Annotated in this window: 25 protein-coding genes and 2 tRNA genes; 13 read left to right on the top strand and 14 right to left on the bottom strand. The window is 39.1% G+C overall.

Translation table 11 applies throughout. From position 1 onward, the window contains the following. Window positions 1–20 precede the first annotated feature (20 nt). The 4 genes from ALE3EI_RS00345 (at window position 21) to ALE3EI_RS00330 (ending at window position 3,612) form a co-directional block, all read left to right on the top strand. Window positions 21–551: an FMN-binding protein gene (locus ALE3EI_RS00345; RefSeq protein WP_186989701.1), complete on the top strand. Its 531-nt coding sequence runs from the start codon at window positions 21–23 to the stop codon at window positions 549–551. Further along, entirely contained in the window at window positions 551–1,039 is a 489-nt protein-coding gene (locus ALE3EI_RS00340) for a hypothetical protein (RefSeq protein ID WP_186989699.1), read from the top strand. Before ALE3EI_RS00345 ends, ALE3EI_RS00340 begins: the two co-directional genes overlap by 1 nt. Before the next feature lie 82 nt (window positions 1,040–1,121). Continuing rightward, the gene (guaB, locus tag ALE3EI_RS00335; protein WP_186989698.1) at window positions 1,122–2,594 is read left to right on the top strand and encodes an IMP dehydrogenase; all 1,473 of its coding nucleotides are present in this window, start codon (window positions 1,122–1,124) and stop codon (window positions 2,592–2,594) included. 94 nt (window positions 2,595–2,688) lie between these two features. Further along, complete coding sequence (locus ALE3EI_RS00330; protein ID WP_186989696.1) at window positions 2,689–3,612, top strand: TolB-like translocation protein; 924 nt, start codon at window positions 2,689–2,691, stop codon at window positions 3,610–3,612. A 1-nt stretch (window position 3,613) separates the two neighbouring features. Here the strand turns inward: ALE3EI_RS00330 and ALE3EI_RS00325 are convergent, their stop codons facing one another. Then, window positions 3,614–3,853 carry a hypothetical protein gene (locus ALE3EI_RS00325; protein ID WP_186989694.1) on the bottom strand — a complete coding sequence of 80 codons (240 nt, stop codon included), beginning with the start codon at window positions 3,851–3,853 and terminating at the stop codon, window positions 3,614–3,616. Next, window positions 3,850–4,308: an SRPBCC family protein gene (locus ALE3EI_RS00320; RefSeq protein WP_186989692.1), complete on the bottom strand. Its 459-nt coding sequence runs from the start codon at window positions 4,306–4,308 to the stop codon at window positions 3,850–3,852. Before ALE3EI_RS00320 ends, ALE3EI_RS00325 begins: the two co-directional genes overlap by 4 nt. 168 nt (window positions 4,309–4,476) lie before the next feature. Between ALE3EI_RS00320 and ALE3EI_RS00315 the strand changes: the two genes are divergently transcribed. The 6 genes from ALE3EI_RS00315 to ALE3EI_RS00290 all read left to right on the top strand — a co-directional run bounded on the left by ALE3EI_RS00315 (window position 4,477) and on the right by ALE3EI_RS00290 (window position 13,529). Beyond that, on the top strand, window positions 4,477–6,438 hold the full coding sequence (locus ALE3EI_RS00315; RefSeq protein WP_186989690.1) for a foldase protein PrsA: 1,962 nt from the start codon (window positions 4,477–4,479) through the stop codon (window positions 6,436–6,438). Beyond that, a complete protein-coding gene (locus ALE3EI_RS00310) occupies window positions 6,438–7,292 on the top strand; it encodes a peptidylprolyl isomerase (RefSeq protein ID WP_186989688.1) in 855 nt (284 codons plus the stop codon). The genes ALE3EI_RS00315 and ALE3EI_RS00310 overlap by 1 nt, the downstream gene beginning before the upstream one ends. After that, window positions 7,270–8,718, top strand: coding sequence for a peptidylprolyl isomerase (locus tag ALE3EI_RS00305; protein WP_233279979.1), 1,449 nt, complete (start codon window positions 7,270–7,272; stop codon window positions 8,716–8,718). Before ALE3EI_RS00310 ends, ALE3EI_RS00305 begins: the two co-directional genes overlap by 23 nt. A 10-nt stretch (window positions 8,719–8,728) precedes the next feature. Then, window positions 8,729–9,682, top strand: coding sequence for an AAA family ATPase (locus ALE3EI_RS00300; protein ID WP_186989684.1), 954 nt, complete (start codon window positions 8,729–8,731; stop codon window positions 9,680–9,682). Window positions 9,683–9,954: 272 nt separating this feature from the next. Continuing rightward, a complete protein-coding gene (locus tag ALE3EI_RS00295; RefSeq protein ID WP_186989682.1) occupies window positions 9,955–11,100 on the top strand; it encodes an acyltransferase family protein in 1,146 nt (381 codons plus the stop codon). A gap of 164 nt (window positions 11,101–11,264) precedes the next feature. Then, window positions 11,265–13,529 (top strand): aconitate hydratase, encoded by a 2,265-nt coding sequence (locus ALE3EI_RS00290; protein WP_186989680.1) that lies wholly within the window; start codon window positions 11,265–11,267, stop codon window positions 13,527–13,529. 57 nt (window positions 13,530–13,586) lie between these two features. Here ALE3EI_RS00290 and ALE3EI_RS00285 read toward each other — a convergent pair whose 3' ends face one another. Next, window positions 13,587–14,258 carry a BclA C-terminal domain-containing protein gene (locus ALE3EI_RS00285; protein WP_186989678.1) on the bottom strand — a complete coding sequence of 224 codons (672 nt, stop codon included), beginning with the start codon at window positions 14,256–14,258 and terminating at the stop codon, window positions 13,587–13,589. A gap of 229 nt (window positions 14,259–14,487) precedes the next feature. On the opposite strand from ALE3EI_RS00285, the gene ALE3EI_RS00280 reads away from it, so the two are divergent. Next, complete coding sequence (locus tag ALE3EI_RS00280; protein ID WP_186989676.1) at window positions 14,488–15,060, top strand: TlpA family protein disulfide reductase; 573 nt, start codon at window positions 14,488–14,490, stop codon at window positions 15,058–15,060. On the opposite strand, the gene ALE3EI_RS00275 is transcribed toward ALE3EI_RS00280, so the two are convergent. From ALE3EI_RS00275 to ALE3EI_RS00245, 7 genes are all read right to left on the bottom strand, one after another. Beyond that, window positions 15,057–15,749: a lycopene cyclase domain-containing protein gene (locus ALE3EI_RS00275; protein WP_186989674.1), complete on the bottom strand. Its 693-nt coding sequence runs from the start codon at window positions 15,747–15,749 to the stop codon at window positions 15,057–15,059. The two genes, ALE3EI_RS00280 and ALE3EI_RS00275, sit on opposite strands and share 4 nt — an antisense overlap. A 3-nt stretch (window positions 15,750–15,752) precedes the next feature. Continuing rightward, complete coding sequence (locus ALE3EI_RS00270; RefSeq protein ID WP_186989672.1) at window positions 15,753–16,202, bottom strand: sterol desaturase family protein; 450 nt, start codon at window positions 16,200–16,202, stop codon at window positions 15,753–15,755. 16 nt (window positions 16,203–16,218) lie between these two features. Beyond that, entirely contained in the window at window positions 16,219–17,061 is an 843-nt protein-coding gene (locus tag ALE3EI_RS00265) for a phytoene/squalene synthase family protein (RefSeq protein ID WP_186989670.1), read from the bottom strand. Between the two features lie 11 nt (window positions 17,062–17,072). Beyond that, on the bottom strand, window positions 17,073–18,530 hold the full coding sequence (locus tag ALE3EI_RS00260; RefSeq protein WP_186989668.1) for a phytoene desaturase family protein: 1,458 nt from the start codon (window positions 18,528–18,530) through the stop codon (window positions 17,073–17,075). A 54-nt stretch (window positions 18,531–18,584) separates the two neighbouring features. Next, a complete protein-coding gene (locus tag ALE3EI_RS00255) occupies window positions 18,585–19,496 on the bottom strand; it encodes a MerR family transcriptional regulator (RefSeq protein WP_186989666.1) in 912 nt (303 codons plus the stop codon). A gap of 674 nt (window positions 19,497–20,170) precedes the next feature. Then, window positions 20,171–20,253, bottom strand: a tRNA-Leu gene (locus ALE3EI_RS00250). Between the two features lie 86 nt (window positions 20,254–20,339). Then, window positions 20,340–20,412: transfer RNA gene (locus ALE3EI_RS00245), tRNA-Lys, on the bottom strand. A gap of 163 nt (window positions 20,413–20,575) precedes the next feature. Here ALE3EI_RS00245 and ALE3EI_RS00240 point away from each other — a divergent pair. Next, window positions 20,576–21,097, top strand: coding sequence for a shikimate kinase (locus ALE3EI_RS00240; protein WP_186989664.1), 522 nt, complete (start codon window positions 20,576–20,578; stop codon window positions 21,095–21,097). Here the strand turns inward: ALE3EI_RS00240 and ALE3EI_RS00235 are convergent. Together ALE3EI_RS00235 and ALE3EI_RS00230 are read right to left on the bottom strand one after the other, a co-directional pair. After that, complete coding sequence (locus ALE3EI_RS00235; protein WP_186989662.1) at window positions 21,089–21,592, bottom strand: phosphoribosyltransferase family protein; 504 nt, start codon at window positions 21,590–21,592, stop codon at window positions 21,089–21,091. The genes ALE3EI_RS00240 and ALE3EI_RS00235 overlap by 9 nt on opposite strands. A gap of 42 nt (window positions 21,593–21,634) precedes the next feature. After that, window positions 21,635–22,009, bottom strand: a complete 375-nt coding sequence (locus ALE3EI_RS00230; protein WP_186989660.1) for an RNA-binding S4 domain-containing protein — start codon at window positions 22,007–22,009, stop codon at window positions 21,635–21,637. 79 nt (window positions 22,010–22,088) lie between these two features. On the opposite strand from ALE3EI_RS00230, the gene ALE3EI_RS00225 reads away from it, so the two are divergent. Continuing rightward, complete coding sequence (locus tag ALE3EI_RS00225) at window positions 22,089–23,024, top strand: FKBP-type peptidyl-prolyl cis-trans isomerase (RefSeq protein ID WP_186989658.1); 936 nt, start codon at window positions 22,089–22,091, stop codon at window positions 23,022–23,024. A gap of 78 nt (window positions 23,025–23,102) precedes the next feature. Here ALE3EI_RS00225 and ALE3EI_RS00220 read toward each other — a convergent pair whose 3' ends face one another. Together ALE3EI_RS00220 and ALE3EI_RS00215 are read right to left on the bottom strand one after the other, a co-directional pair. Continuing rightward, complete coding sequence (locus tag ALE3EI_RS00220; protein WP_186989656.1) at window positions 23,103–24,056, bottom strand: transketolase family protein; 954 nt, start codon at window positions 24,054–24,056, stop codon at window positions 23,103–23,105. Between the two features lie 11 nt (window positions 24,057–24,067). Next, window positions 24,068–24,913, bottom strand: a complete 846-nt coding sequence (locus ALE3EI_RS00215; RefSeq protein WP_186989654.1) for a transketolase — start codon at window positions 24,911–24,913, stop codon at window positions 24,068–24,070. Window positions 24,914–25,074 lie beyond the last annotated feature (161 nt).

Below are 25,074 nucleotides of genomic sequence, written 5' to 3'. Positions count from 1 at the left end.
AATTTAAATACCTTTGCACCATGACTAAATTTCTTTTATCTGTTACCGCGATCCTGTTTCTATGCACAGGGTATATTGTGCCCGAAAAGCTTGTAAAAAAAGCAGATAAAGAGATTGAAAAATTCTACGATATCTCAGATTTTACAAAGGAGGCTATAACGATCTCCGCTGAAGCAAATGCTTTGACACCCTCAGAATTTGGAAACGGTAATTTGTTTAAGATCTCTTCAAACGGAATGCATCTTGGCTATGGGTATATTGGAAATGCCCCAAGTAAGACAGCTACGTTTGATTATTTGGTGTTGTTCGATACTCAATTTATAATTACCAAAAGCAAGGTACTTATTTACAGGGAAGAATACGGGGGTGAAATTGGCAGCAAACGCTGGTTGCAACAATTTAATGGAAAATCTGATTCATCAGGTGAACTGGTTTACAATAAAGATATCATTCCTATAAGCGGAGCAACTATTTCGGTACGTTCTATGACGAAAGCTGTGAATGATCTTTTAAAAAGTATTGGCGTACTGCAATCCTTAAACCAGTTATAATGCAAATCCATGGTCTGATACATACCTTTCCCGGTTATATAAAAGCTTTTATTGCTGCTTTTGTGATCGTATTAAGTGTCGGGTATTTTACTGGCTTGTTATTTGTTAGACAGACCGATTCCGTAAGACCGGATGGTATTGAACAGAATTATTTGGGAAATGAGGAAATCGAAAATGTAGCGGTGATGAAGTTTGAAAAAGGAGAGCGTGAAATGCTCACTATACTTCACACGCATATATTATCGATTTCCTTTATTTTTTTCTTGCTAGGGGGCTTGGTAGCGATTACGTCTCTTCCGGTAAAGCTTAAATCATTTTTGATGATCGAACCGTTTTTCTCGATCATACTCACATTTGGAGGTATTTATTTGATGTGGAAAGGGATATCCTGGATGAAATATGTGGTGGTGATCTCGGGTAGCCTTATGACTGCGGTATATGTGTTGGGTGCAGGCGCAGTTTTATTTCAGTTGACAAAAAAGCAATAAAACCCAACTAATTGTAGTACATTTGCACGCAATTAAATGCTAACCAGCTTTCCGGTTCTTCCGGCTTTAAAATTTAATTGCCATGACTGCACATAATGATAAAATTCTTGGAGAAGGCCTTACTTACGACGATGTACTATTAGTGCCTGCTTATTCAGAAGTATTACCAAGAGAAGTTTCTATTAAAACTCAATTTTCCCGCAACATTACACTTAATGTGCCCATAGTTTCAGCAGCCATGGATACGGTTACAGAAAGCGCTATGGCTATTGCAATTGCCCGAGAAGGCGGAATAGGCGTTTTGCATAAGAACATGACAATAGAACAGCAGGCTGCTGAGGTGAGAAAAGTAAAAAGAGCAGAGAGTGGAATGATACAGGATCCTGTGACCTTAAAGCAGGATGCCACGGTGGGTGATGCCCAAAACACTATGCGTGAATACAGTATTGGTGGAATTCCCATTACCGATGATGCCGGCAAGTTAATAGGGATCGTGACCAATAGAGATCTTCGTTTTGAAAAAAACTATGAGCGTAAGCTGAGCGAAGTGATGACTTCAGAGAATCTGGTAACTGTGAGCAAAGGTACTTCCCTAAAAGATGCGGAGATCATTCTTCAGAAGAATAAAATTGAAAAACTACCTGTGGTCGATGACAATGGCCAACTCTTAGGTCTTATCACATTTCGAGATATTACAAAACTTACTCAAAAACCAATCGCCAACAAAGATGAGTATGGCCGACTTCGTGTAGCCGCAGCCCTAGGGGTAACAGGAGATGCCGTAGACAGAGCCGAAGCTTTGGTAAATGCTCAGGTAGATGCTGTGATCATTGATACTGCACATGGGCATACCAAAGGCGTGGTCATGGTATTAAAGGAAGTGAAAAAGAAGTTTCCGGATTTGGAAGTTATTGTCGGAAATATAGCAACCGGCGATGCTGCCAAATACTTGGTCGATGCCGGTGCAGATGCTGTTAAAGTAGGAATTGGCCCCGGATCTATTTGCACCACCAGAGTGGTAGCTGGGGTAGGTTTTCCTCAGTTTTCAGCAGTACTCGAAGTGGCCGCTGCAATAAAAGGAACAGGAGTACCTGTGATTGCAGATGGTGGAATACGGTATACCGGCGATATTCCGAAAGCGATTGCCGCCGGAGCCGACTGTGTAATGCTAGGTTCATTGTTAGCTGGAACCAAAGAATCTCCCGGAGAAACGATTATCTATGAAGGGAGAAAGTTTAAATCCTATCGGGGCATGGGCTCTGTGGAAGCAATGAAACAGGGATCAAAGGATCGCTACTTTCAGGATGTGGAGGATGATATTAAAAAACTGGTTCCTGAAGGGATCGTGGGAAGAGTTCCTTACAAAGGAGACCTGGTAGAAAGTATGACTCAGTTTATTGGCGGACTTCGTGCCGGAATGGGTTACTGTGGGGCAAAGGATATTGAAACCCTTAAAGAAACGGGCAAATTTGTTAAGATCACCGCATCGGGAATTCACGAAAGCCATCCTCACGATGTAACGATAACCAAAGAAGCTCCAAATTATTCACGATAGCTATAGCTGAAATACTCTTCATTTATAAAAGCCGACGTACTCCTGTTGTGACTTTTTTAGCATTGTGCTAAATTTAAGTTTAAAACAATTCAACATGACGTTTAGATTCCTTTTACTTTTTTGTGTTATGTCGCTATCGGTATTCGCACAGAATATAGAAGAAAGTGCCACGGCTTTTGCACCGCAACTAATTTCTCAGTTTCCGAATGTTCGCGATTTTACCATGTCGGAAACCGGAGATGAAGCGTATATTACTGCATTGGATTTTTCAGGTTCACTGTCTGTGTTAATTGAGTTAAAAAAGGAATCCGATACCTGGAAAGCCGTTGGCATATTACCCTTTTCAGGTGCTTTTAAGGATCTTGAGCCCTATTTGTCACCGGACGGATTGCGTTTATACTTTGCTTCAAATCGACCCTTAGAGGGAACCGAGCCCAAGGCAGATTTCGATATCTGGTATGTGAATAGGAAAGACTTAAAAAGTGAGTGGAGTGTACCAATCAATCCGGGAGCGCCTGTGAACACGTCTAAAAATGAATTTTATCCGGCGGTATCGGCCAATGGAAATCTATATTTTACCGGTGATGTTTTAGCTGAATCATCCAAGGATGATATTTTTTTCTCCAAGTGGCTTGGGGATAAATACGCCAAACCAACACGAATGACAGATGCCATTAATACAGAAGGATATGAATTTAATTCTTTTATTTCATCCAACGAATCTTTTTTGCTTTTTAGCGGGTATAACCGAGAGGATGGAGAGGGTGGAGGCGATCTCTATATAAGTTTTAAGGAAGGCGCCGAGTGGACGCCGGCGGTTAATTTAGGACCCTTGGTCAATAGCCGCTTTTTGGATTATTGCCCATATTATGATGAAAAGAATAACATCTTGTACTTCACAAGTAACCGAAGTGCTGTCGAAATAAAACCTACACTTACAGAGCTAATAAACGAGCTGAATAAATATGAGAACGGTCAGAGTCGTATTTATAAGATCAGCCTACCTCTTAAGAAATAATTCATTCTTTATAATGCTGTCCTCTGTTGGGTTTTAAACGCCTCCTGAGATCGGTTACCAGATCTTCGTTTACTACCATATAAGCAATGTGATGTGTGTCGTGCACAACTTCTACATCAATAATTGAATCTTGAATGTTTTCTGAAACGGCAAATTCATTGAGATGAATACAATGATGCGAAGCAATAGGCCCTGCATTTGGTCCTCTAAAGTCCCATATTAGTTTTACCCGGTCACTCATTGATCAATAGCGACTGAAGTTCCTTTTTCAGCAAAATTTTTAAAATCTATTGCGTATTTCATGGACTGTTTCTTAAAGGCTCCCGGCATTAGCCATCCCATCATTTTCATTCCCAGACTGTCAAATTGAAATTCGCTTTCACTTACCCATTTGGTGCTTTTTCCATCAATATCGTGAAAATAGTTCAGCTGAATGTTATGCACCCCTTTGGTGTCATAAGTTGCGTGAAATTCGGCGGGTAAATTTCGCTTAATAATGGTTTCTATCAGTTCCACATTCCTTTTCCCCATTTGGTATTCAAGTTTCATTTTAGCGCCTTCCTGACCCGGAGTACCATCTAAAAATTCGTAGTTTACTAGACCCTTTTGCCAGTGTTTCATATTTTCGGCATTGTCCAATTTTGTGATTACCTCTTCCCGAGGCAGATCAATAATTATCTCGGTAGTATATTTCATGATATAACGAGTTTTATTAAAGAAGCAAGTTACATATTTTTTGCTTCAATTTATGCGGCTCTACCACACTATTATTGGCGCAAAAACGTTTCAGTATCTAACTTGTGAAACCATTGCTTTTTGTTATTTTTGCCACACTTCAATACTAAATTATCTAATCTGATTGAAATGAATAAAATTATTCTGTTGCTTATTGTTTTTCTTGGAAACATTGTAAATACTCAGGCTCAGAAAAACAAAGATGTGCTTTTAACCATAGACGGTAAAGAGATCTATGCGTCCGATTTTAAAAGAGTATATAAAAAGAATCTTGAATTGGTTCAGGACGAATCTCAAAAAAGCGTAGACGGATATTTAGACCTCTTTATAGATTATCAGCTTAAAATTGCCGAGGCCTATGCCGAAGAGCTTGATAAAAATCGAACCTATAAAAGTGAATTTTCCAAGTATCAAGAACAACTTTCCCGAAACTACCTTTTCGAATCGAGAGTGACCGACGAATTAGTTAAGGAGGCTTATGAAAGAAGTCTTGAAGTAATAGAAGCAGCTCATATTTTGGTTTTTTCCAAGTATGATGACCTGCCACAGGATACCTTAGTGGCTTACAATAAAATTAAAATGGTTCGGGAAAAGGCCATTGCTGGAGAAGATTTTACCGAGCTCGCTAATACGTATTCCGAAGAAAACAGCGGAAAGAACACCGGTGGTTATTTAGGGAAATTTTCTGCCTTTCAAATGGTTTATCCCTTTGAAAGCATGGCGTACAATACCAAAGTGGGAGAGATCTCAGAAATCGTAAGAACCCAGTTTGGTTATCACATCATAAAGGTTTTAGACCGATATAAAAAAGGAGAGGATATTTCGGTCTCCCATATAATGATCGCAGATAAGGAAGATGCCAGTCGTACTTTCGACCCTAAGCAGCGTATAGATGAAATTTACACGATGCTGCAACAGGGAGAGTCGTTTGAAAGTTTGGTAAAACAATATTCGGAAGATAAAGGATCGGTTAAAAATAATGGAAAGTTACGCAAATTTGGACGTGGTGGTGTAAGCGCCAAAAAATTTGAAGATGCGGCGTTTAAACTGAAAAGGGTCGGTGAAATATCCGAACCTATCCAATCTAAGTTCGGATGGCATATTATTAGGTTAGACGAAATACACCCTATACCATCGATTGAAGATGAGCGGGAAAAACTGGAAAAGCGTGTGCAGGATGAGAACCGCACAAAGATCGTAACCAATGCGATTAATGAAAAAATTAAAGCCAGGTATGGTTTTGAGAACGGTGCTCCGTTTTCAGGATTTTTTAATGATTATGTCACCGATTCAATATTAACGAAAAAATGGAAGCCTGCCTCATTCCCAACCAAGGCCGATAAAGTGATCTTCACTATTGGCGACCATGACGTGATGTTTAGCGAGTTCGCCGCATACATTGAAAGAGAACAGGGGCGAATGCGAAATACCCGATTGAAATCAATGATGATCAGTGAACTGTATAATGATTTTGAGACGGAAGAATTGAAAAAATATTTCAGGAAGAAGCTTGAAGAAGAAAATGAAGAGTACGCCGCAATCATTAGTGAGTATCGTTATGGTCTTCTTATTTTCGAGTTAATGGAGGACAAGGTGTGGAATTTGGCAAAAGAAGATACTACAGGTTTAGAAAACTATTTTAAACAGAATGAGTCCTCATATCTCTGGAAACAAAGGGTAAATGCAGAGATCATTTCGGTGGTGGATCGGCAATTGGCGAAAACGGTACAAGAAATGCTTGAAGCCGGTAAAACCATGGAAGAAATTAAAGCGTCGATGAATACCGATGACGAAGTAAAGATCATTGGAACAAAAGGTACGTTCGAAGAAGGAGATCGATTATTGCCTTCAGATTTTACTGCGGTTAAAGGGGTCTCACCAATTTATGAGTCCAACGGGTCCTTTGTGGTAATAAAGGTTAGTGAGATCAAAGCTGCCGGTCCTAAAACACTTGATGAAGTGAAAGGAAAAGTAATGAGTGATTATCAGAGATTTCTCGAAGAACAATGGATCGAATCACTTCGTAAAAAATATAATGTTGAGGTCAATACTAAAACTCTTAAAAAAATAAAAAAGGAATTGGAATCTTAATGACAAAGCTATTTCTCACCATATTCGGGTTGTTATTTTTGGTCTCGTGCGATTATTTTAAGCAGGAAGCCGAGCAGGTGCCTGTTGCCCGGGTAAATGATAGTTATTTGTATGAAAAGGACATTCGGGATTTAATATCTCAAAATACTTCCGCGGAAGACAGTATCCTTATTGTAAACAATTTTATTAATCGTTGGGCAACTCAACAGTTGCTTATTGATCAGGCAAAGATCAATCTCTCACAGCAAAAGCTGGATTCCTATGATAAGTTGGTAAGTGAATACAAAAATGACTTGTATACTGAAGCTTATAAAAATGCGATCGTGCTAAAACAACTGGATACAACGGTTTCAGAGGATGAACTTCAGAATTATTACGAATTGTATAAAGATAATTTTAAACTTAACAATGAGCTTTTAAAGTTGCGTTATATTCATCTTCCGGAGAATTATTCTGATCTGTCAGCTACGCGAGAAAAACTGAATCGATTTAATGAAGAGGATAAACAGGATTTACTTGCCACAAGCATTCAGTTTAAAGCGCTCAACTTAAACGATTCCATTTGGGTTAAAAAGGAGACTGTTTTTGAGGCCCTGCCTGCTCTGGCCGTAGAAGAAGATAAAGTGTTAAAAAAATCAAATTTTGCACAGATACAAGACTCATTAGGAGTATATTTGGTGAAAATTGAAGATATTATAAAGCCCAATGATATTGCGCCGCTTTCGTTTGTGAAACCTACCATCGAGCAAATCATTCTCAATAAAAGAAAGCTGGAACTTATAAAGAAACTTGAAACAGATATTACAAAAGATGCAATTAAAAATAAAAAGTTTGAAATTTACACTCCTCAATAGTTTTCTGATCTTTTTCCTCTCAATACATTCTATAACTGCTCAAAATGTGGTTACGGTAGATAGTGCTGGTGTTGCAAAAGAAAATAATTCATCTTTTTCTGTTGATACATCGGTAGCTAAGGATACGATTAAGCCATTTAAAAGATTTAAGGCCGAAGGGGTAGCTTCTGTGATCGGTGAATATGTCATTGTTGAGTTTGATATCGATCTAAGTTATATTGAGTTAAAAGAACAGGGAGTTGCGATCGATGAAATTTCCCGTTGCCAGATGCTCGGAAAATTAATGGAGGATAAACTCTATGCGCATCACGCAAAACTAGACAGTTTACTCGTTCCCGATGCAGAGATCAATGGACGTATTGATCAGCAAATTCAGTATATGGTAAGTGAATTGGGTAGTGAAGAAAAAGTTGCCGAATACTACCGCAAGGAGAGTATTTCCGAATTGAGACAGCAGCTATTTGAAGTAAATAAAACCTTGGCGTTGGCTACCGAAATGCAACAAAAAATTACCGAAGAGGTAGAAATTACTCCGGAAGAGGTTCGTGAGTTCTTTTATAAGATACCCGAAGATGAACGCCCAATTTTTGGTGCCGAAGTTGAAGTATCACAAATTGTGATCGAACCACAGGTGACAAAGAAAGCAGAACAGGAAGTAATCGACAGGCTTAATGAGATCAGGGCCGAAGTGGTTGAAGGAGGAGCAAGCTTTGCAACCCGTGCCGTACTCTATTCTAAGGATGGAAGTGCCAGTAAAGGAGGTCTCATCCCTGGTATTAAAAGAAATTCTCCCTACGCTAAGGAATTTAAGGACATGGCCTTTTCGTTATTGGAGGGTGAGGTAAGCGAACCCTTTGAAACTTCGTTTGGCTGGCATATACTCTATGTAGATAAGATTCGTGGACAAGAAGTTGATGTAAGACATATTATTTTGTTCCCCCAGGTTTCTCAAAGTACTATCGATGAAGCCAAAAGTAAAGTTGAGACCATTCGTCAGCAGATTGTGGATGGGAATATTTCCTTTGAAGATGCGGCTAAAACATATTCCGATGAAAAAGAAACCAGAAACAATGGGGGTAAATTGGTAAATCCGGTGACCGGAGATACTAAATTCGATCTTACAAAGATGGATCCTACACTCGGTGCGCAGGTCTATAACCTCAAAAAAGGTGAAGTTTCGAAGGTTTACACCGACAGGGATTATACAGGAAAAAGTGTTTTTAAGATTCTGACTGTGGTAAATAGATATGATGAGCATCCTGCAGACTATGTAAAGGATTATGAAAAGATACAGGAGCTTGCCCTAAAGGAGAAAAAGATTAGGGCTATCGAAAAATGGCAGGATAAAAAGATAAAGGAGACATACGTTCACGTTAATGAAGATTACAAGGATTGTGAATTCTCTAGTAATTGGGTAAAACAATAACAACATCACTATGTCAGACGTTGCAGCAGTAGAACAACTCGTTTTAAAATATAACACCCTTAGACAGGAAATAAAGAAGGTAATTGTAGGACAGGATGATGTTGTTGAGCAGGTTTTGCTTTCTATTTTTTCTGGCGGACACGCACTGCTAATTGGAGTTCCCGGACTAGCCAAAACGTTATTGGTAAATACGGTGGCTGAAGCGCTCGGACTCAAATTTAAAAGAATACAATTTACGCCAGATCTTATGCCTAGTGATATTTTAGGATCGGAGATACTGGATCAGAACAGAGAATTCAAATTCATAAAAGGACCAATTTTTGCGAACATCATCCTAGCCGATGAGATTAATCGTACCCCTCCAAAAACACAGGCAGCCCTTTTAGAAGCCATGCAGGAGCGTGCAGTAACCATAGCGGGAAATCACTACAAACTCGACCTTCCGTATTTTGTATTGGCTACTCAAAACCCCATAGAACAAGAGGGTACCTATCCGTTGCCTGAAGCACAGTTAGACCGATTTATGTTCGCTATTAACCTGGATTATCCTTCTTTTTCAGAAGAAGTTGAAGTCGTGAAGACCACCACTACCGGTGAGGTGGCTGCAGTAGATCCGTTGTTTACTTCGGAAGAGATCATTAGCTATCAAAAACTCATCCGAAAGATACCGGTAGCAGATAACGTCGTTGAATATGCCGTAACTTTGGTTGGAAAAACCCGTCCCAAGAGTCAGGCAGCCCCCGAAATTATTCGTAATTATGTAGACTGGGGTGCCGGGCCCAGAGCTTCACAAAATTTAATTTTAGGAGCGAAGGCACATGCAGCACTTCACGGTAAGTTCTCACCCGATATTGCCGACGTTCAAAAAGTTGCAATAGGAATCCTCCGTCATCGTCTCATTAAAAATTATAAGGCGGAAGCTGAAGGACTCAGTATTGAGGAAATAATTACAAGCCTCTATTAGTGAAACTTCGACCTTTCTTAATTCCCATTATACTCTTTCTCATTGGCTTTATGTTCATGTTATCGGGAACCACTTTCAAAATACTCCATTGGGCTCTTGGTCCTGTTAACGCACCAAATTTGTTGGCTATTGGAACATTTATCGCATTAATTGCATGTGCCATTCTAATTGTGATATTTATTCTGCAATATTTCAAAAAAACTTGATTCATCAGATTTAATTTACAAGGTTCCCTTCAGATTTAGTAACTTCATCTTCGCGATTTAAATGATTTGAAGATAGACTTAAACAACCGAATCTTTGGGCTGGACCTAATGCGCACCGTTGCCATACTTTGTGTGGTTTTTTCGCACGCTCTATGGAATTTTCCCGATGCTGAAGGGCCCTTGGTAAGCATCATTGAGTTAATGGGTGTGATGGGGGTGGAAATTTTCTTTGTACTTAGTGGTTTTTTAATCGGACGAATTTTATTCAGAATCTATACCGATAAGGACTTCTTGCTATCGGAATTCCGATATTTTTTAGTGAGACGATGGTTTAGAACATTGCCAAACTACTATTTGGTACTCGTTATAAACATATTGATTGTCTTATGGATAGGGAGGGAGCTGCCCGAAACTATAGGAAGATATTTTTTCTTTCTTCAGAATGCAAGCTACAAAATGCCGGTGTTTTTTACTGAATCTTGGAGTTTACCCATTGAGGAATTTGCCTATATACTCACGCCGTTCTTATTGTATTTACTGTTTTTACTGCCTCTGAAGGTTTCCAGACGAAAACTGTTTCTTTGGGTCACCCTGTTTATTATTTTGTTTTTCTTCGGAACCAAGCTCATCTATAATGAATGGACAAGCAATCTTAGTATGACCATGTGGAACCGCCATTTAAAAGCCGTAACATTGTATAGGATCGATGCCATAGCTTATGGAATACTAGCCGCCTATATTTCTTTGGTTTATACTGAGATCTGGGTGAAAAATAAAATGATATTCTTAAGATTGGGAATTGTTTTATTTTTGGTGTTACATGCCATCGTACCCTTGTTTAATGTGAGAATAGAAACTTATCCATTCTTTTGGAACGTATTGTATCTTCCATTGGTTTCTATAAGTATTGCTTTTCTGCTACCGTGGTTGGCCGGGATTAAGGAGGCTTCAAAAACAATTGCGATCCCTATTACCTATATAAGTCTCATTTCGTATTCTATGTATTTATTGCATTATTCGATCGTCCTGCAATTAATGCGGCATATAGCACCTATTGAAGAATTTGAGTTTACCCAAAGATTGATTTATTCTGTGGCCTATATTGTAATTACTATATTATTATCCTATATATTGTTTAGGATTTATGAGAAGCCGATGATGGATATCCGTGACAGACCATTTTTCCGAAGAAGCAAAAAAATGAATTATTAATTTCGTAATTATCTCTATCAGATATTGACTGATTGATAAATATTCGCAATAAAATTTAATATTTAATAAAAAATAATCATAAACAGGCTTATTTTGTTGAGTATTTTTAAATTATTATAAATTTTTGTAGTTTTGCAATCCTTTCTAACACAAAAAATAAAACTATGGCATTCGACATTAACATGATCAAGCAAGTGTATTCTCAAATGGCCGAACGTGTAGATAAAGCACGGGAGATCGTGGGGAAGCCTTTAACTCTTGCAGAAAAAATATTATACAGTCATCTTTGGGATGGAACACCTACCGAAGCATACACAAGAGGAAAGGACTATGTTGAATTTGCTCCCGACAGAATTGCGTTACAGGATGCTACGGCTCAAATGGCGCTATTACAGTTTATGCAGGCCGGTAAAGCAAAGGTTGCCGTGCCAACTACCACGCATTGTGATCACTTGATTCAAGCAAAACAAGGAGCAGCCGCCGACTTAAAGCGGGCAAATGAAACCAGTAATGAAGTGTTTAATTTTCTAGAGTCGGTTTCAAATAAATACGGAATTGGCTTCTGGAAACCCGGAGCGGGAATAATTCATCAGGTAGTACTCGAAAATTATGCTTTTCCGGGCGGAATGATGATTGGTACCGATTCACATACGGTAAATGCCGGCGGATTAGGAATGGTAGCTATTGGTGTAGGAGGGGCAGATGCCGTTGATGTAATGGCAGGAATGGCGTGGGAACTTAAATTCCCGAAACTCATTGGAGTTAAATTAACCGGAGAGCTTAGCGGTTGGACGGCTTCTAAAGATGTTATTTTAAAAGTGGCCGGAATTCTAACGGTAAAAGGCGGAACAGGGGCAATAGTTGAATATTTCGGACCCGGTGCCAAGAATTTGTCATGTACAGGAAAAGGAACTATCTGTAATATGGGAGCCGAAATTGGTGCGACAACTTCAACGTTTGGATACGACGATTCTATGGAGCGTTTCTTGAGAGCAACAGATCGCGAGGAAATTGCAGATGAAGCTAACAAGATACGAGAATATCTTACCGGGGATGATGAAGTTTATGCAAACCCGGAACAATATTTCGATCAGGTGATCGAGATCAACCTATCTGAGCTACGTCCTCATTTAAACGGACCTTTTTCACCGGATCTTGCAACCCCGGTCGGACAATTGGGTGAAAAAGCAAGAGCTAATGACTGGCCTATAAAAGTGGATTGGGGATTAATAGGGTCCTGTACCAATTCATCTTACGAAGATCTTACTCGAGCGGCTTCTATTGCGCAGCAGGCAATTGATAAAAAATTAAAGCCTAAGAGTGATTTTGGAATTAATCCGGGATCGGAGCAGATTCGCTACACTGCAGAACGGGATGGTTTGCTGGATGTATTCGAGAATCTAGGAGCCACTGTGTTTACAAATGCTTGCGGTCCTTGCATTGGTCAGTGGGACCGAAGCGATCTTAAAGGTGATGAGAAGAATACGATAGTTCATTCCTTTAACCGAAACTTTTCGAAGCGAGCCGATGGAAACCCGAATACCCATGCGTTCGTTGGTTCTCCCGAAATGGTGGCAGCAATAGCAATTTCTGGCCGCCTCGATTTCGACCCGATGAACGACACCCTGTTAAACGAGGACGGGGAGCAGGTAAAGCTCGATATACCGAAAGGTATAGAACTTCCTCCTCTCGGTTTTGATGTAAAGGATAACGGATATCTTGAACCAAAGGCCGACGGAAGCAGCGTCGATGTGAAAGTTGCTCCAAATAGTGAAAGATTGCAACTGCTTGAGCCATTCGTGCCAATTAAAGATGAAGAATTACAGGGAATGAAGCTATTAATTAAAGCCTTCGGAAAGTGTACTACAGATCATATTTCTATGGCCGGACCTTGGTTGCGATTTAGAGGGCATCTTGATAATATTGCGAACAACACCCTAATAGGTGCCGTAAATGCGTTTAATAAGAAGACCAATTTCGTTAAAAACCAATTAAACGGAGAATATGGAGGAGTACCCGATACTCAACGCGAATACAAGGCAAATGGAATTAAGACAATTGTGGTTGGAGATCATAATTATGGAGAAGGATCTTCGCGAGAGCACGCAGCGATGCAACCTCGTCATCTTGGGGTAGCTGCGGTATTGGTAAAATCCTTTGCCCGGATCCATGAGACAAACTTAAAGAAACAAGGAATGTTAGCGCTTACCTTCAAGAATGAAAATGATTACGATCTTATTCAGGAGGATGATACCTTCAATTTTGTTGATATTTCCGACTTTACTCCTAATAAACCACTCACAATTGAAGTGGTTCATAAGGATGGAAGCAAGGATACCATTACAGTGAATCATACCTACAATGATGCACAGATCGCCTGGTTCCGTGAAGGCTCGGCATTAAATCTGATAAAGAAACAGAACGCCTAATCCCAGATGTATTTATTTAAAACCCCGATAGTTTTATCGGGGTTTTTTTATTCATATTTAGCGAATTTGATGGATGGTAAAATAACTATCTTGATCTGTACCTAACAAATTGACACTTCCCAAGGCAATATCACCTTCAACCCTGAAAGTGATGGTGTCGCCGGCTGTTAACTGAAGTAAGGTTTGAGAGGACCGTACCGGAGGAGTAGCGTTGGTTCCCAGTATACCCACATTGGCGAAACTGTTTCTGTTTTCTACAGTTCCGTTTTTTAGTATTTGTACACCAAAATTAGTGGCTATACCAAGAGAACTAGAGGCTTCTATCTGTACGTATACCGAATAGATGCCATCGTTGTTCGCAGTAAAAGTATGAGAAGTGAGATCGAATTCGTCGTTCATATCGAATGCTTCACTATCGAAGGTAATGGTTTGCGATCCTGAAAGCAAAGAAAGATTGACGAGCCCCGAGCTTGAGAAATTGCCCTTCACGGCGGTGGGAAGTGCAGCCGAGATAATTTTCACTGCTTCCATGGTATTTACTGTTCCGTCTTTTGAAATAACCAATACCGAATCACGTGCAACATCTGTGTCCGGATCCTGATTGACGGACCGGATTCTTACATTACCGTTTATGTCTAAACTTGCTGAAGGTGAAGTTGTTCCTATCCCTATTTGTGAAAACCCAGAAATGCTGAAGATAAGAAAAAGATAAAATATAGATCTTTTCATTACTTTTTGTATTTGTGTTTATAATCAGGGGAGTCATTTAAATTTATTAATAAAATCTATAAAAAGCATAAAAAATCGATGAAATACTTAAATATTTAACAAAAAAGTTAAATAAAAGTTAATGAAAAATGTTTTTAGTCGATTTTTGAGTTTGTTTTGGTGAAATAAATCCTTACTTATCTTTTGTGAGAAATAATTAATTCAGTACTATTAAAATTCAATTTATTAAATGAGCTATATTAAAAGAAATTGGAGCAACATTGTTATTTTAATGGTAATAGCATTGCTTGCTTTTCCCCAAACCCGTCTCCCGATTCAGGTATTTGTACAACGATTAATTTCGTTTAGCCCTTCGGAAGTCGAATTAGATGAGCGTAGTACCATATCAGACTATGACTGGAACCTTAGATCAACGCAGGGGGATATAGTGTCTTTTAAAAGGGCTGAAGGGAAGGTAAGTCTAGTTAATTTCTGGGCTACCTGGTGTCCGCCTTGTATTGTTGAAATGCCATCATTCCAACGATTATATGAACGTTACGGGAATAGTGTTCAATTTTATTTTGTGTCCTCAGAAAACCCTTCAGTGATCAGTAATTTTCTGAAGAAAAAAGGATATACTTTTCCCGTGTACATTCAAATTGAAGAACCACCATCTTATTTTGCTGTTCCTTCTATTCCGAAGACCTATTTATTATCGGCCTCAGGGGAGATCGTGGTCGACAAGACGGGGGTTGCAGATTGGAACACATCAGCTTTTCACAGCCTGTTGGACCAATTGTTAAGCGATGAGTCGGCTCGCTAGTTTATCCTTTTACGTTGTTCGAGAATTTCAGTGAAAACCAACACAGTGAGCAACATCCCTAGGGCATACATTGTATCCTCAACGGGTATGGTTCCAAGTCTATAACCAATATTTTCGGCGTCATTATACCATACAACTTGCTCTTCAATAAAACTTCCGGTGAGAATTCCATTAATGAGAAAGAAGGGAAGTAGCACGACCAAGAAAGTTGGGAAAAAGCCCCGTAATATTTTTTGTTTGTTATTATAGACTAAACCGAGTAGGATGATGGTATACGTAAAATTGACAAGGGTATACCAACGGTCGTAAAAGTACCATAGGGATACGATCATAGTCGTAAGTAGTGCTATCTGTATAAGTAGCGTTATATGTTCGGAGAAAGAAAACTTCGGAAAAATATAATGTAGGGAGTAATGAGTAAAAATACAGGCATACGGGATACAAATAAAGAAAAGCCATTCTTCTACCGGAAGGTTTAGGAGCTTATAACCGGTTATATAATTTTCATTAAAACCCCAAATACCACCATTTGTAAAAACAACATCCCATGGAATGAAGATCAACATCATGATAGCGATCGCAGGAAAAAGGGATCTCCACTTTTTATAGAATTTAAGCTTAGGGTGAAAACTAAATATAAATGGAATTATAAATGAACCTATATTTAAATAGAGGTATAAATATTTCATGCACTATTTTTTGAAATATTTTAATGGCGGGAAAAGCATCCCAAAACATTCTCCTTTTTGTCTGTCCAAATGTTTATGGTGCATTTTATGCGCTCTTCTTATGCCTTTAGCGTACCAGTTGTTGGCATTGCGAAACAATTTAAATCGCTGATGTATAAATATATCATGAACCAAGAAATAGGTAAGTCCGTAGGCAAAAATTCCCAGACCAATGGGGAGGCCTGCCCAAAACCCATAGTACTGCCAACCTATAAAACAGGCAATACTTACTGCAGCGTAAAAAATAAAGAATAAATCATTGCGTTCCCACCAGCTTCCGTGATCCTTTTTATGATGATCCTTATGGAGATGCCATAAAAATCCGTGCATTACATATTTATGGGTAAACCACGCCATAAATTCCATAATACAGAAGGTGCCAACAAAGATCAATATCCAGAGTAGTGTTGTCATAAATTGCTTTTAAAATCTATTTCACCAAATTTAATTGATACTTTACATAACTACGGGTTAATAGTCCGAATTTTTCGTAATTGGGAACGCGGATCCGGGCATTTTTAATTTCAATTGCCGGAGTCTTAGAAAGTTTCTTTAATAGCCTTTTATAGTATCTGTACGCCATAAATACGCCAAACTTCGCTTCATTAGGTAAAAGCAGTATGCCCTTATATCCCAACTTGAAATCTTCTTCAATTTCGGCGATGATAACCTGTTTCGAAATTTCATCAAGGGAGGCGAGATCTGTGTTCGGAAAATAGGAGCGATTCAAACCTTCGTAATCGGCTTTCAGATCTCTTAAAAAATTCACCTTTTGAAATGCAGAACCCAAATGCATGGCCGATTCTTTTAAGGCTTCATACTTATCTCGGTCTCCCTTTACAAAAACCTTTAAGCACATGAGTCCAACAACATCGGCCGAACCATAAATATATTCTTCAAATTCTTTTGAGGTAAGATAGGTGCTTTTTGAGAGATCCAATCGCATACTATCCATAAATGAAGTAATTAGATGTTTTTCAATTCCGTAATTATGCACCGTATGTTGGAAGGAATTTAAAATGGGATTCAGACTTATTTTATCTTCTATTGCTCTCCAAAGATCTTCTTCAAATCCATTAAAAAGTTTTTTCTTATTATAATCGTGAAATGAATCTACGATTTCATCGGCGAACCTAACAAAACCATAAATATTGTAAATATCCTGCCTGATGGTGGGAGATAGCATTTTAGTCGCAAGCGAAAAAGAGGTGCTGTAGGTGTTAGTGACCTCTTTACTGCAACTCTTCGATACGGTGTCAAAAATTTCTTTCATTTTCTTAGCGGTTAAATATCTTTTTCAATCAATCCGGCAGCTAATTTACCAGAGATGAGTGACGGAGGAACTCCGGGTCCCGGGACGGTTAGCTGACCTGTAAAAAAGAGATTACCCACTTTTTTACTTTTCAGTTTCGGTCTCAAAAAAGCCGTTTGCATAAGGGTATTTGCCAAACCGTAGGCATTCCCTTTGTATGAGTTATAATCCGAAACAAAGTCATTCAGACAAAACGATTCCTTAAATATAATGTAATTTTTTACCTCTTGGGTGGTAAGCTTTTCAAATCTTTCGATGATCATTTCAAAGTACTCCTCTCTCAGCTCGGGAATATCTGTAAGTCCGGGTGCCAAGGGGATCAGAAAAATTCCGGCTTCGGTACCCTCAGGGGCAATATTAGCATCCGTTTTTGAAGGAAAACTGGCATAGAACAACGGTTTTTCGGGCCATGCAGGTTCGTCGTAAATGGCTTTTGCATGTTCTTCAAAGTCTACATCGAAAAACAACGTATGATGTGCTACATGTTCAAGTTTTTTCTTGAATCCTACATAAAATAGCAGGCTTGAGGGTGCAAAGGTCTTTTTTTCCCAATAGCTTTCTGAATATTGTCGGTACATGGGCTCAAGCAACGTTTCTGTATGATGGTAGTCTGCTCCGCTTAATACAATATCTGCTGGAATCGAGACCCCGTTACTTATTATACCGGTGGCCTTTTTATCCTGAACCACGATCCTTTCAACATTCTCATTGACCTTAATGGTCACGCCAAGTTCTTCTGCAAGACTTTTCATTGCTTTTATTACCGAATACATACCGTTCTTGGGATGGAACGTACCTAATCCGAAATCGGCATAATTCATAAAACTGTAAAAGGCGGGTGTATTCGAAGGTTTGGCTCCCAGAAAAAGTACGGGAAACTCCATGATAGCAATAAGTCTGGGATTTTTGAATTCCTTTCTAACCTCCTTACTTATAGTACTAAAAAATTGCCCTAACTTTTTAGCGGTTACCGGCGTTACAAGTTCTAAAGGGGAGATACCCGGGCGATAGACGAGATCTTTGATAGCGATCTCATAATTATCCAAAGCCTGATTCATGAAATTTCTGAGTTTGGCCGAACTTCCTTGTTCTTCCTTTTCAAAGGCGAGACATATTTTATCAAGTGTATCTTCGATCGTTATATAATCCCCAGGATTAAAATAGACTTGATAGGCAGGATTTAATTTCTGAAGCGTATAGTAATCGGATGGTTTTTTATTGAAATCGGCAAAGAATCGCTCAAAAACATCGGGCATCCAGTACCAGGTTGGACCTATATCGAACGTGAAGCCATCTCTTTTAAGTTGTCTGGCGCGCCCCCCAACGGTATCATTTTTTTCATAAATAGTGACCAAATGTCCCGATTTGGCCAGATAACTGGCAGCCGCAAGCGAGGAAAACCCGGAACCTATAATAGCTATATTCTTCATTTTGTTTAACAAATTTAATTAAAAATTAAACAAAAAATTGTTTTCCCTTTTAAATTATGATTTTTTTAGTGTTTCTAATAGTTCCGGGAAATCTTTGTTATTTGCTATAATCTTAATATTTGGTGGAGTTTTGAGATCGCTAAACTTTCTCACTTTTGCTCCCAATAACCACAGCTGGTGTTGATCATCCTTAGATATCCTTTTGTTGAAATCCCTTAAATATTTACGAATTTCAATTAGATCGGGTTTTACCGTAAAGTAGGATAAAAAGCAGATTTGGTTGTAATGATTCGTGATATGAACTAGACTCTCAATTCCAATGTTAGTTCCCAGATATACTGTTTTAAATCCGCGTGAAAGCAGCTGAAAATTGGTAAACAATAAGCCAATCTCGTGAATTTCACCTATAGGGAGAAATAGCGCAAATACCGGTGATGAAGATTTATTCGGTTGAGTCTTCAGCGAATCGATGGCAACAATGACTTTTCTTTTTATCAATTCTGAAATAAATCGCTCGTGAGAGGGGTCGATCGTCCCTGTTTGCCATAGAAGTCCGATATCACTTAGCAAAGGCAAAAACACTTCACTAAAGATCTCACTGAAGGATTTTGTTTTGTTTAGTTCTGTAAACGTATACTGAAAAAGGTCGTCATCAAAATCGAACATCGCAGATTTGAGCTGCTTTAATGCGAGACTATTTGTTTCATTAATCGAATTCTTCTGAATGAGCTTCTGAATTTCTGAATTTTCGAGCTTGGCAATTTTAGAAATTTTATGTCCCTGGTCATATAAATAAGCGACATTCAGAAGTTTTTTTAGATTTTCGAGATTGTACTTACGAATATTTGTATCGGTACGCTCCGGTTCAAGAAGGTTATAACGTTTTTCCCAGATGCGAATGGTATGAGCCTTTACATTACTAAGGTTTTCAAGGTCTTTAATACTGAATTGTGTTTTTACACCCATTCTCGCAGATTTTTCAAAAAAGGAAAATACTAAAATTAAACCACTGTTTAATAAAATGGCCAATAAATTGAACAAAATATTATTTAACAGGAAGAGTGTTGATTGGTAAAGTTCGAATTTTTTCAATGATACCACTGAAATGTGTAGCGACAGCTCAAAAATCGTCATAAAAAAGTTACGATTTTTGAGCTGTCGCCACGCCCGGTCTTTGGGCTGACTTCAGCACAAAAAAAAGCCATCCAAATAATAGATGACTGCGAATCAATTAGGAAGTTAGGGGGTCTAAAGAGTGCAATTAAAAATTCCGTTCTACTAACATTAAAACTCAGAAGGGACTCATAAATTAAATACGGCTCCTTCTCAAAAATCGTTATAAAAAAGTTACGATTTTTGAGCTGTCGCCACGCCCGGACTTTGGGCTGACTTCAGCGCAAAAAAAAAGCCATCCAAATAATAGATGACTGCGAATCAATTAGGAAGTTAGGGGGTCTAAAGAGTGCAATTAAAAATTCCGTTCTACTAACATTAAAATTTAGAAGGGACATATAAATTAAATACGGCTCCTTCTCAAAAATCGTTATAAAAAAGTTACGATTTTTGAGCTGTCGCCACGCCCGGACTTTGGGCTGACTTCAGCGAAAAAAAAAGCCATCCAAATAATAGATGACTCATTGTACCCGGGATGGGACTTGAACCCACACGCCCAAAGGACACATGGCCCTCAACCATGCCTGTCTACCAATTCCAGCACCCGGGTAGGTGTTGCCTATGTCGCTTTGCTGTGGATAATACAGTAGCCTTAAGGCGAAAAAAAAAGCTAAACCGCGGGGCTTAACTTTTTTGTGACCTGGCTGGGGCTCGAACCCAGGACCACCTCCTTAAAAGGGAGGTGCTCTACCAACTGAGCTACCAGGTCTTGCTTTAAAAGCGATCCAAATCCGCCGAAGCGGAACACGCGGTGTTTTGCGTTGGCGGGTGCAAATATACTATCAATAAATCTATTTTTCAAAGCATAATTAAATTAAATTTGGGAATATTTTAAATCGGATAAAAAAACAATAAAAATCTGGAGCTTTAGTATGAAAATAGTTCTTTTGGGATACATGGGAAGCGGGAAATCAGTAGTTGGTGAACAGTTGGCAACTACATTGAATTATAGCTTTTTAGACCTCGACAATGAAATTGAAAAGAACGCGGGAATGCCCATTTCCAATCTTTTTTCTGAAAAGGGAGAGATCTGGTTCCGAAGAAAAGAAAACGAAATTTTAAAGGAAATTATCCAACAAGATCCCAAGCTGGTTCTCGCCACCGGAGGGGGAACTCCCTGTTACGGAGATTCTTCCAGCTTTATTCAATTAGAAAAGGATGTAATTAGCATTTATCTTAAAACCTCTTTGGATGAACTAACTCATCGATTATTTTCAGAAACAACTCACCGTCCATTAATCGCTCATCTTGAAAGTAAAGAAGCATTGAAGGATTTTATTCGCAAACACCTTTTTGAAAGAGCTCATTATTACAACCAGGCAGATCTTGTGATTGAAACCGATGGTAAACCCGTTAATGCTATCGTAGAAATCATTGTAGCAAGATTATTCTAATACTGCGCGATCGTTATTTTTTTCAAAGATCACAGAAACGTTTTCACTAATGGAAGTAGATAATGAAATACCTTTGAAATCTGCTTTTACGGGATATTTTTTATGATTCCTGTCTACGAGAACCGCAGTTTTAAATTGTTTTAAAGGAACATCGAGAAAATGCCTTACTCCATAAATTAGGGTGGTCCCACTGTGTAAAACATCATCGACCAGGACTACCGATTTGTTTTTGTATTCTGAAGCAGCTATAGAGGTTCGAATTGGATTGGTAGGTTTCTTTTTATCTATTTGCACTTCACATAAATTTACCTTTAAGGGGGATATTGCTTCCAATTGGTTTTTTAATTTTTTCGCCAATACATATCCGTTTTCCTTAATTCCGGCTATAATGACTTCCTTTTCAGAAACATTGGTTTCATAGATCTGATACGCAATTCGCTTTATAGTATGCGCTATCTTCTTTTTGTCAAGAATAATGGTGCTGGTAGACGTCATAAACAGTACAATTTTAAACAAATATACAAATTAGCCCAAGGATTATTCTTCTTCGCCTTCGGTAAAATCTTCCAGATCCCGACGGTCTTTCTTCGTGGGTCTGCCTACTCCTTTTTTTCGATAGTGATCTTTGGCAAATTGGAGTAATTCTTTATTCTGAAAAGCCTCCTTAGGAGTTGTATCTTTTCGGTAAAGATCTACCAGTTTTGCTCCAAGGCGGGATTCCGGTACGTTGATGACCTCCAGAGAATAGTTGATCTGCTCTTTGCGCAGTGTGATTGAATCTCCAGGAAAAACATCTCTGGAAGGCTTTACAGTATCTCCGTTGACTTTAATTGCGCCTTTTTTACATGCCCTGGTAGCAATACTCCTGGTTTTGTAATACCGAAGACACCATAAATATTTATCAACTCTCATACAAAAGACCTTAATTCTACGTTAATCTGATGCCCAAAAATAGCGGAAAATTGTATCTTGCGCACACAAAAAAATGAAGATGAAAAAAATTTATGCTGTAGTTGCCTTTGCCGCACTCATTCTCTTCTCCTTTAATTCATGTAAGAAGGATGATGCCATTGACGATAATTTTATCCCTGCAAGAGACCGCGGACCTGAGGCCATAGTGTCAACAGGTATAGTAGAACGATATCTCGAAACGCATTTTTACAATTACGAAGAATTTGAGAATCCTCCTGCCAACTTCGATTTCAGAATTAAATTCGACACTATAGCCGGTGACAATGCAGATAAGACTCCGTTAATGGAACAGGTAAGTTCGAAAACGGTGAAAGACAGAGTGACTGAAGGCGTAGAATACACACTTTACTACCTTAATGTCATTGAAGGAGAGGGAAATTCACCAAGATTTCCGGATATAGGAACCATTAGTTATGAGGGAAGGTTTATTAATGAGGAACCGGGCACAGTGAATGTCTATTCCGATGTGTTTGACTCTTCAGTGGTTCCCGTAAGATTCGATTTAACCCAGATCGTAAATGGTCTTCAGGATGCATTAACCGAATTTAGCGGCGCTACAAATATAATTACGAACCCCGACGGAACACTTAGTTTCGAAAACTATGGTGTGGGAGCAGTGTTTATGCAATCCGGATTAGGATATTATGTGAATCCGCCCCCGGGTTCATCCATTCCAATTTACTCTCAATTGATTTTTACATTCCAGTTATATGAAGCCGAAGAAGGCGACCAGGATGACGATGGAGTGCCTTCATTTATGGAAGACAGAAATGGAAATGGCCTTGAAGAAGATGATGATACCGATGGTGATCTGGTACCAAATTACCTGGATGCCGATGATGATAATGACGGAAGGCCCACTTCAGAAGAGATAGAGATCGACGAAGATGGTAATATCACTTTTCCAGATTCAGATGGTGATGGAATCCCGGATTATCTGGATGCAGATAGTTGATCTAAAAATTCTTTCCAACATAAAAAAAGCCTCAACAATTTGAGGCTTTTTTTAATTCAATCACTTTTCGGTAAGATCTTATTTACGAGCCATTACTTTTTTAACAGCTTTTAGGATGGCTTCAGCGTTAAGCCCGTATTTGTCCATGAGCTGCTCCGGCGTCCCCGATTCTCCAAATGTATCTTGAGTTGCTACAAACTCCTGTGGTGTTGGCTTGTTTTCAGCCAAAACGCGTGATACACTCTCGCCCAAACCTCCTAGGTAGTTGTGTTCTTCTGCAGTGACGATGCATCCGGTTTTTTCAACGCTTTTTAAAATGGCATTGGCATCCAAAGGCTTAATAGTGTGAATATTGATTACTTCTGCTGATATTCCTTTTTCGTGTAATGCTTCGGCTGCCACGAGAGCTTCCCAAACTAAATGACCGGTAGCTACAATAGTTACGTCATTACCTTTCTGCAACTGAAGCGCTTTACCTATTTCAAACTTCTGGTTTTCTTGAGTAAAATTTGCAACTTTAGGTCGGCCGAATCTTAAGTAAACCGGGCCGTGATGCTCAGCAATGGCAAGAGTGGCTGCTTTCGTTTGATTGTAATCACAGGTATTTATAACGGTCATACCGGGAAGCATTTTCATAAGGCCAAGATCTTCCAGGATCTGATGCGTAGCTCCGTCTTCTCCCAAGGTAACGCCGGCATGGGACGCACAGATCTTTACATTTTTGTCACTATAAGCGATGCTTTGTCTAATTTGGTCGTACACCCTTCCGGTAGAGAAATTCGCAAAGGTACCGGTAAACGGGATCTTTCCTCCTATGGTCATTCCGGCAGCAATCCCCATCATATTAGCTTCTGCTATTCCCACCTGGAAAAATCGCTCCGGATGATTTTCCTTAAACTCATCCATCTTTAATGAACCGGTAAGATCGGCGCAAAGCGCAACGACATTTTCGTTGGTTTTTCCCAGTTCTGTAAGACCGGCTCCAAATCCCGATCGTGTATCTTTTTTACCGCTGTCTGTATATTTTTTCATTTTTTTCAGAATTAATAGTCCCCCAAGGTTTCCGGATTTTGAGCCAATGCTGTTTCCAATTGCTCATCATTTGGTGCTTTACCATGCCATGCGTGTGTATGCATCATAAAATCGACGCCATTCCCCATGACGGTTTGAAGGAGAACACAAACCGGTTTACCCTTACCCGATTTTTCTTTTGCAGATATCATGCCTTCGATCACGGCTTTTAAGTCATTCCCTTCATGAATTTCCAACACTTCCCAACCAAAGGCTTCAAACTTTGCTTTAAGATTCCCCATGGGCAATACGTTATTGGTAGATCCGTCGATCTGCTGACCATTGAGATCGATCGTTACAATTAAGTTATCGACATTATTGGCTGCTGCATACATTATTGCTTCCCAATTTTGACCTTCCTGTAATTCCCCATCACCACAAAGCGTATAAATAAGATGGTTGTCCTTATTAAGTTTCTTGGCTTCAGCGGCTCCAATTGATACTGAAATTCCTTGCCCCAGACTTCCTGAAGCTACACGAACACCAGGAAGGCCTTCATGTGTCGTGGGATGTCCCTGCAATCTGGAATCGATAAGTCTGAAGGTGTTTAACTCCTCTACGGGAAAATACCCCGAACGGGCTAAAACACTATAAAACACCGGTGAAATATGACCGTTGGAAAGGAAAAAAATATCTTCACCTATCCCATCCATATCAAAACCTTCTTTTCGATCGAGAAGTTCGTTATAGAGTGCCACAAAAAATTCTGTGCATCCTAAGGAACCGCCGGGATGTCCCGAATTTACTTTATGAACCTGGCGCAGTATGTCTCTGCGCACCTGAATGATCAAATCGTTGAGATAGTTATAATCGGGCATAGATATAAGAAATTTTAAGTTTCAAAAGTAAGGCAATATATAAGGGGTTCAAAATAGAAAAGTGTTCAGTTATTAACGATTTGTGTTTTTTAGTTAACAGTATCCTTTAAGAGAATTTGCAAGAGGTATTTATGATGTAAACTCCCAAAACGGTTTATCTT

Origin of the sequence: Constantimarinum furrinae (assembly GCF_014295415.1) — a bacterium.
GTDB classification, from domain to species: Bacteria; Bacteroidota; Bacteroidia; order Flavobacteriales; family Flavobacteriaceae; genus Constantimarinum; species Constantimarinum furrinae.
Note: the sequence above shows the minus strand (reverse complement) of the source record. Positions and strands in the feature narration are given on the sequence as shown.

What these genes read in the sequence shown, in the direction of transcription:
- ALE3EI_RS00345 (WP_186989701.1), top strand. Translation starts at nt 21, where the DNA reads ATGACTAAATTTCTTTTATCTGTTACCGCGATCCTGTTTCTATGCACA.
- ALE3EI_RS00340 (WP_186989699.1), top strand. Translation starts at nt 551, where the DNA reads ATGCAAATCCATGGTCTGATACATACCTTTCCCGGTTATATAAAAGCT.
- guaB (WP_186989698.1), top strand. Translation starts at nt 1,122, where the DNA reads ATGACTGCACATAATGATAAAATTCTTGGAGAAGGCCTTACTTACGAC.
- ALE3EI_RS00330 (WP_186989696.1), top strand. Translation starts at nt 2,689, where the DNA reads ATGACGTTTAGATTCCTTTTACTTTTTTGTGTTATGTCGCTATCGGTA.
- ALE3EI_RS00325 (WP_186989694.1), bottom strand. Translation starts at nt 3,853, where the DNA reads ATGAGTGACCGGGTAAAACTAATATGGGACTTTAGAGGACCAAATGCA.
- ALE3EI_RS00320 (WP_186989692.1), bottom strand. Translation starts at nt 4,308, where the DNA reads ATGAAATATACTACCGAGATAATTATTGATCTGCCTCGGGAAGAGGTA.
- ALE3EI_RS00315 (WP_186989690.1), top strand. Translation starts at nt 4,477, where the DNA reads ATGAATAAAATTATTCTGTTGCTTATTGTTTTTCTTGGAAACATTGTA.
- ALE3EI_RS00310 (WP_186989688.1), top strand. Translation starts at nt 6,438, where the DNA reads ATGACAAAGCTATTTCTCACCATATTCGGGTTGTTATTTTTGGTCTCG.
- ALE3EI_RS00300 (WP_186989684.1), top strand. Translation starts at nt 8,729, where the DNA reads ATGTCAGACGTTGCAGCAGTAGAACAACTCGTTTTAAAATATAACACC.
- ALE3EI_RS00290 (WP_186989680.1), top strand. Translation starts at nt 11,265, where the DNA reads ATGGCATTCGACATTAACATGATCAAGCAAGTGTATTCTCAAATGGCC.
- ALE3EI_RS00285 (WP_186989678.1), bottom strand. Translation starts at nt 14,258, where the DNA reads ATGAAAAGATCTATATTTTATCTTTTTCTTATCTTCAGCATTTCTGGG.
- ALE3EI_RS00280 (WP_186989676.1), top strand. Translation starts at nt 14,488, where the DNA reads ATGAGCTATATTAAAAGAAATTGGAGCAACATTGTTATTTTAATGGTA.
- ALE3EI_RS00275 (WP_186989674.1), bottom strand. Translation starts at nt 15,749, where the DNA reads ATGAAATATTTATACCTCTATTTAAATATAGGTTCATTTATAATTCCA.
- ALE3EI_RS00270 (WP_186989672.1), bottom strand. Translation starts at nt 16,202, where the DNA reads ATGACAACACTACTCTGGATATTGATCTTTGTTGGCACCTTCTGTATT.
- ALE3EI_RS00265 (WP_186989670.1), bottom strand. Translation starts at nt 17,061, where the DNA reads ATGAAAGAAATTTTTGACACCGTATCGAAGAGTTGCAGTAAAGAGGTC.
- ALE3EI_RS00260 (WP_186989668.1), bottom strand. Translation starts at nt 18,530, where the DNA reads ATGAAGAATATAGCTATTATAGGTTCCGGGTTTTCCTCGCTTGCGGCT.
- ALE3EI_RS00255 (WP_186989666.1), bottom strand. Translation starts at nt 19,496, where the DNA reads ATGGGTGTAAAAACACAATTCAGTATTAAAGACCTTGAAAACCTTAGT.
- ALE3EI_RS00240 (WP_186989664.1), top strand. Translation starts at nt 20,576, where the DNA reads ATGAAAATAGTTCTTTTGGGATACATGGGAAGCGGGAAATCAGTAGTT.
- ALE3EI_RS00235 (WP_186989662.1), bottom strand. Translation starts at nt 21,592, where the DNA reads ATGACGTCTACCAGCACCATTATTCTTGACAAAAAGAAGATAGCGCAT.
- ALE3EI_RS00230 (WP_186989660.1), bottom strand. Translation starts at nt 22,009, where the DNA reads ATGAGAGTTGATAAATATTTATGGTGTCTTCGGTATTACAAAACCAGG.
- ALE3EI_RS00225 (WP_186989658.1), top strand. Translation starts at nt 22,089, where the DNA reads ATGAAAAAAATTTATGCTGTAGTTGCCTTTGCCGCACTCATTCTCTTC.
- ALE3EI_RS00220 (WP_186989656.1), bottom strand. Translation starts at nt 24,056, where the DNA reads ATGAAAAAATATACAGACAGCGGTAAAAAAGATACACGATCGGGATTT.
- ALE3EI_RS00215 (WP_186989654.1), bottom strand. Translation starts at nt 24,913, where the DNA reads ATGCCCGATTATAACTATCTCAACGATTTGATCATTCAGGTGCGCAGA.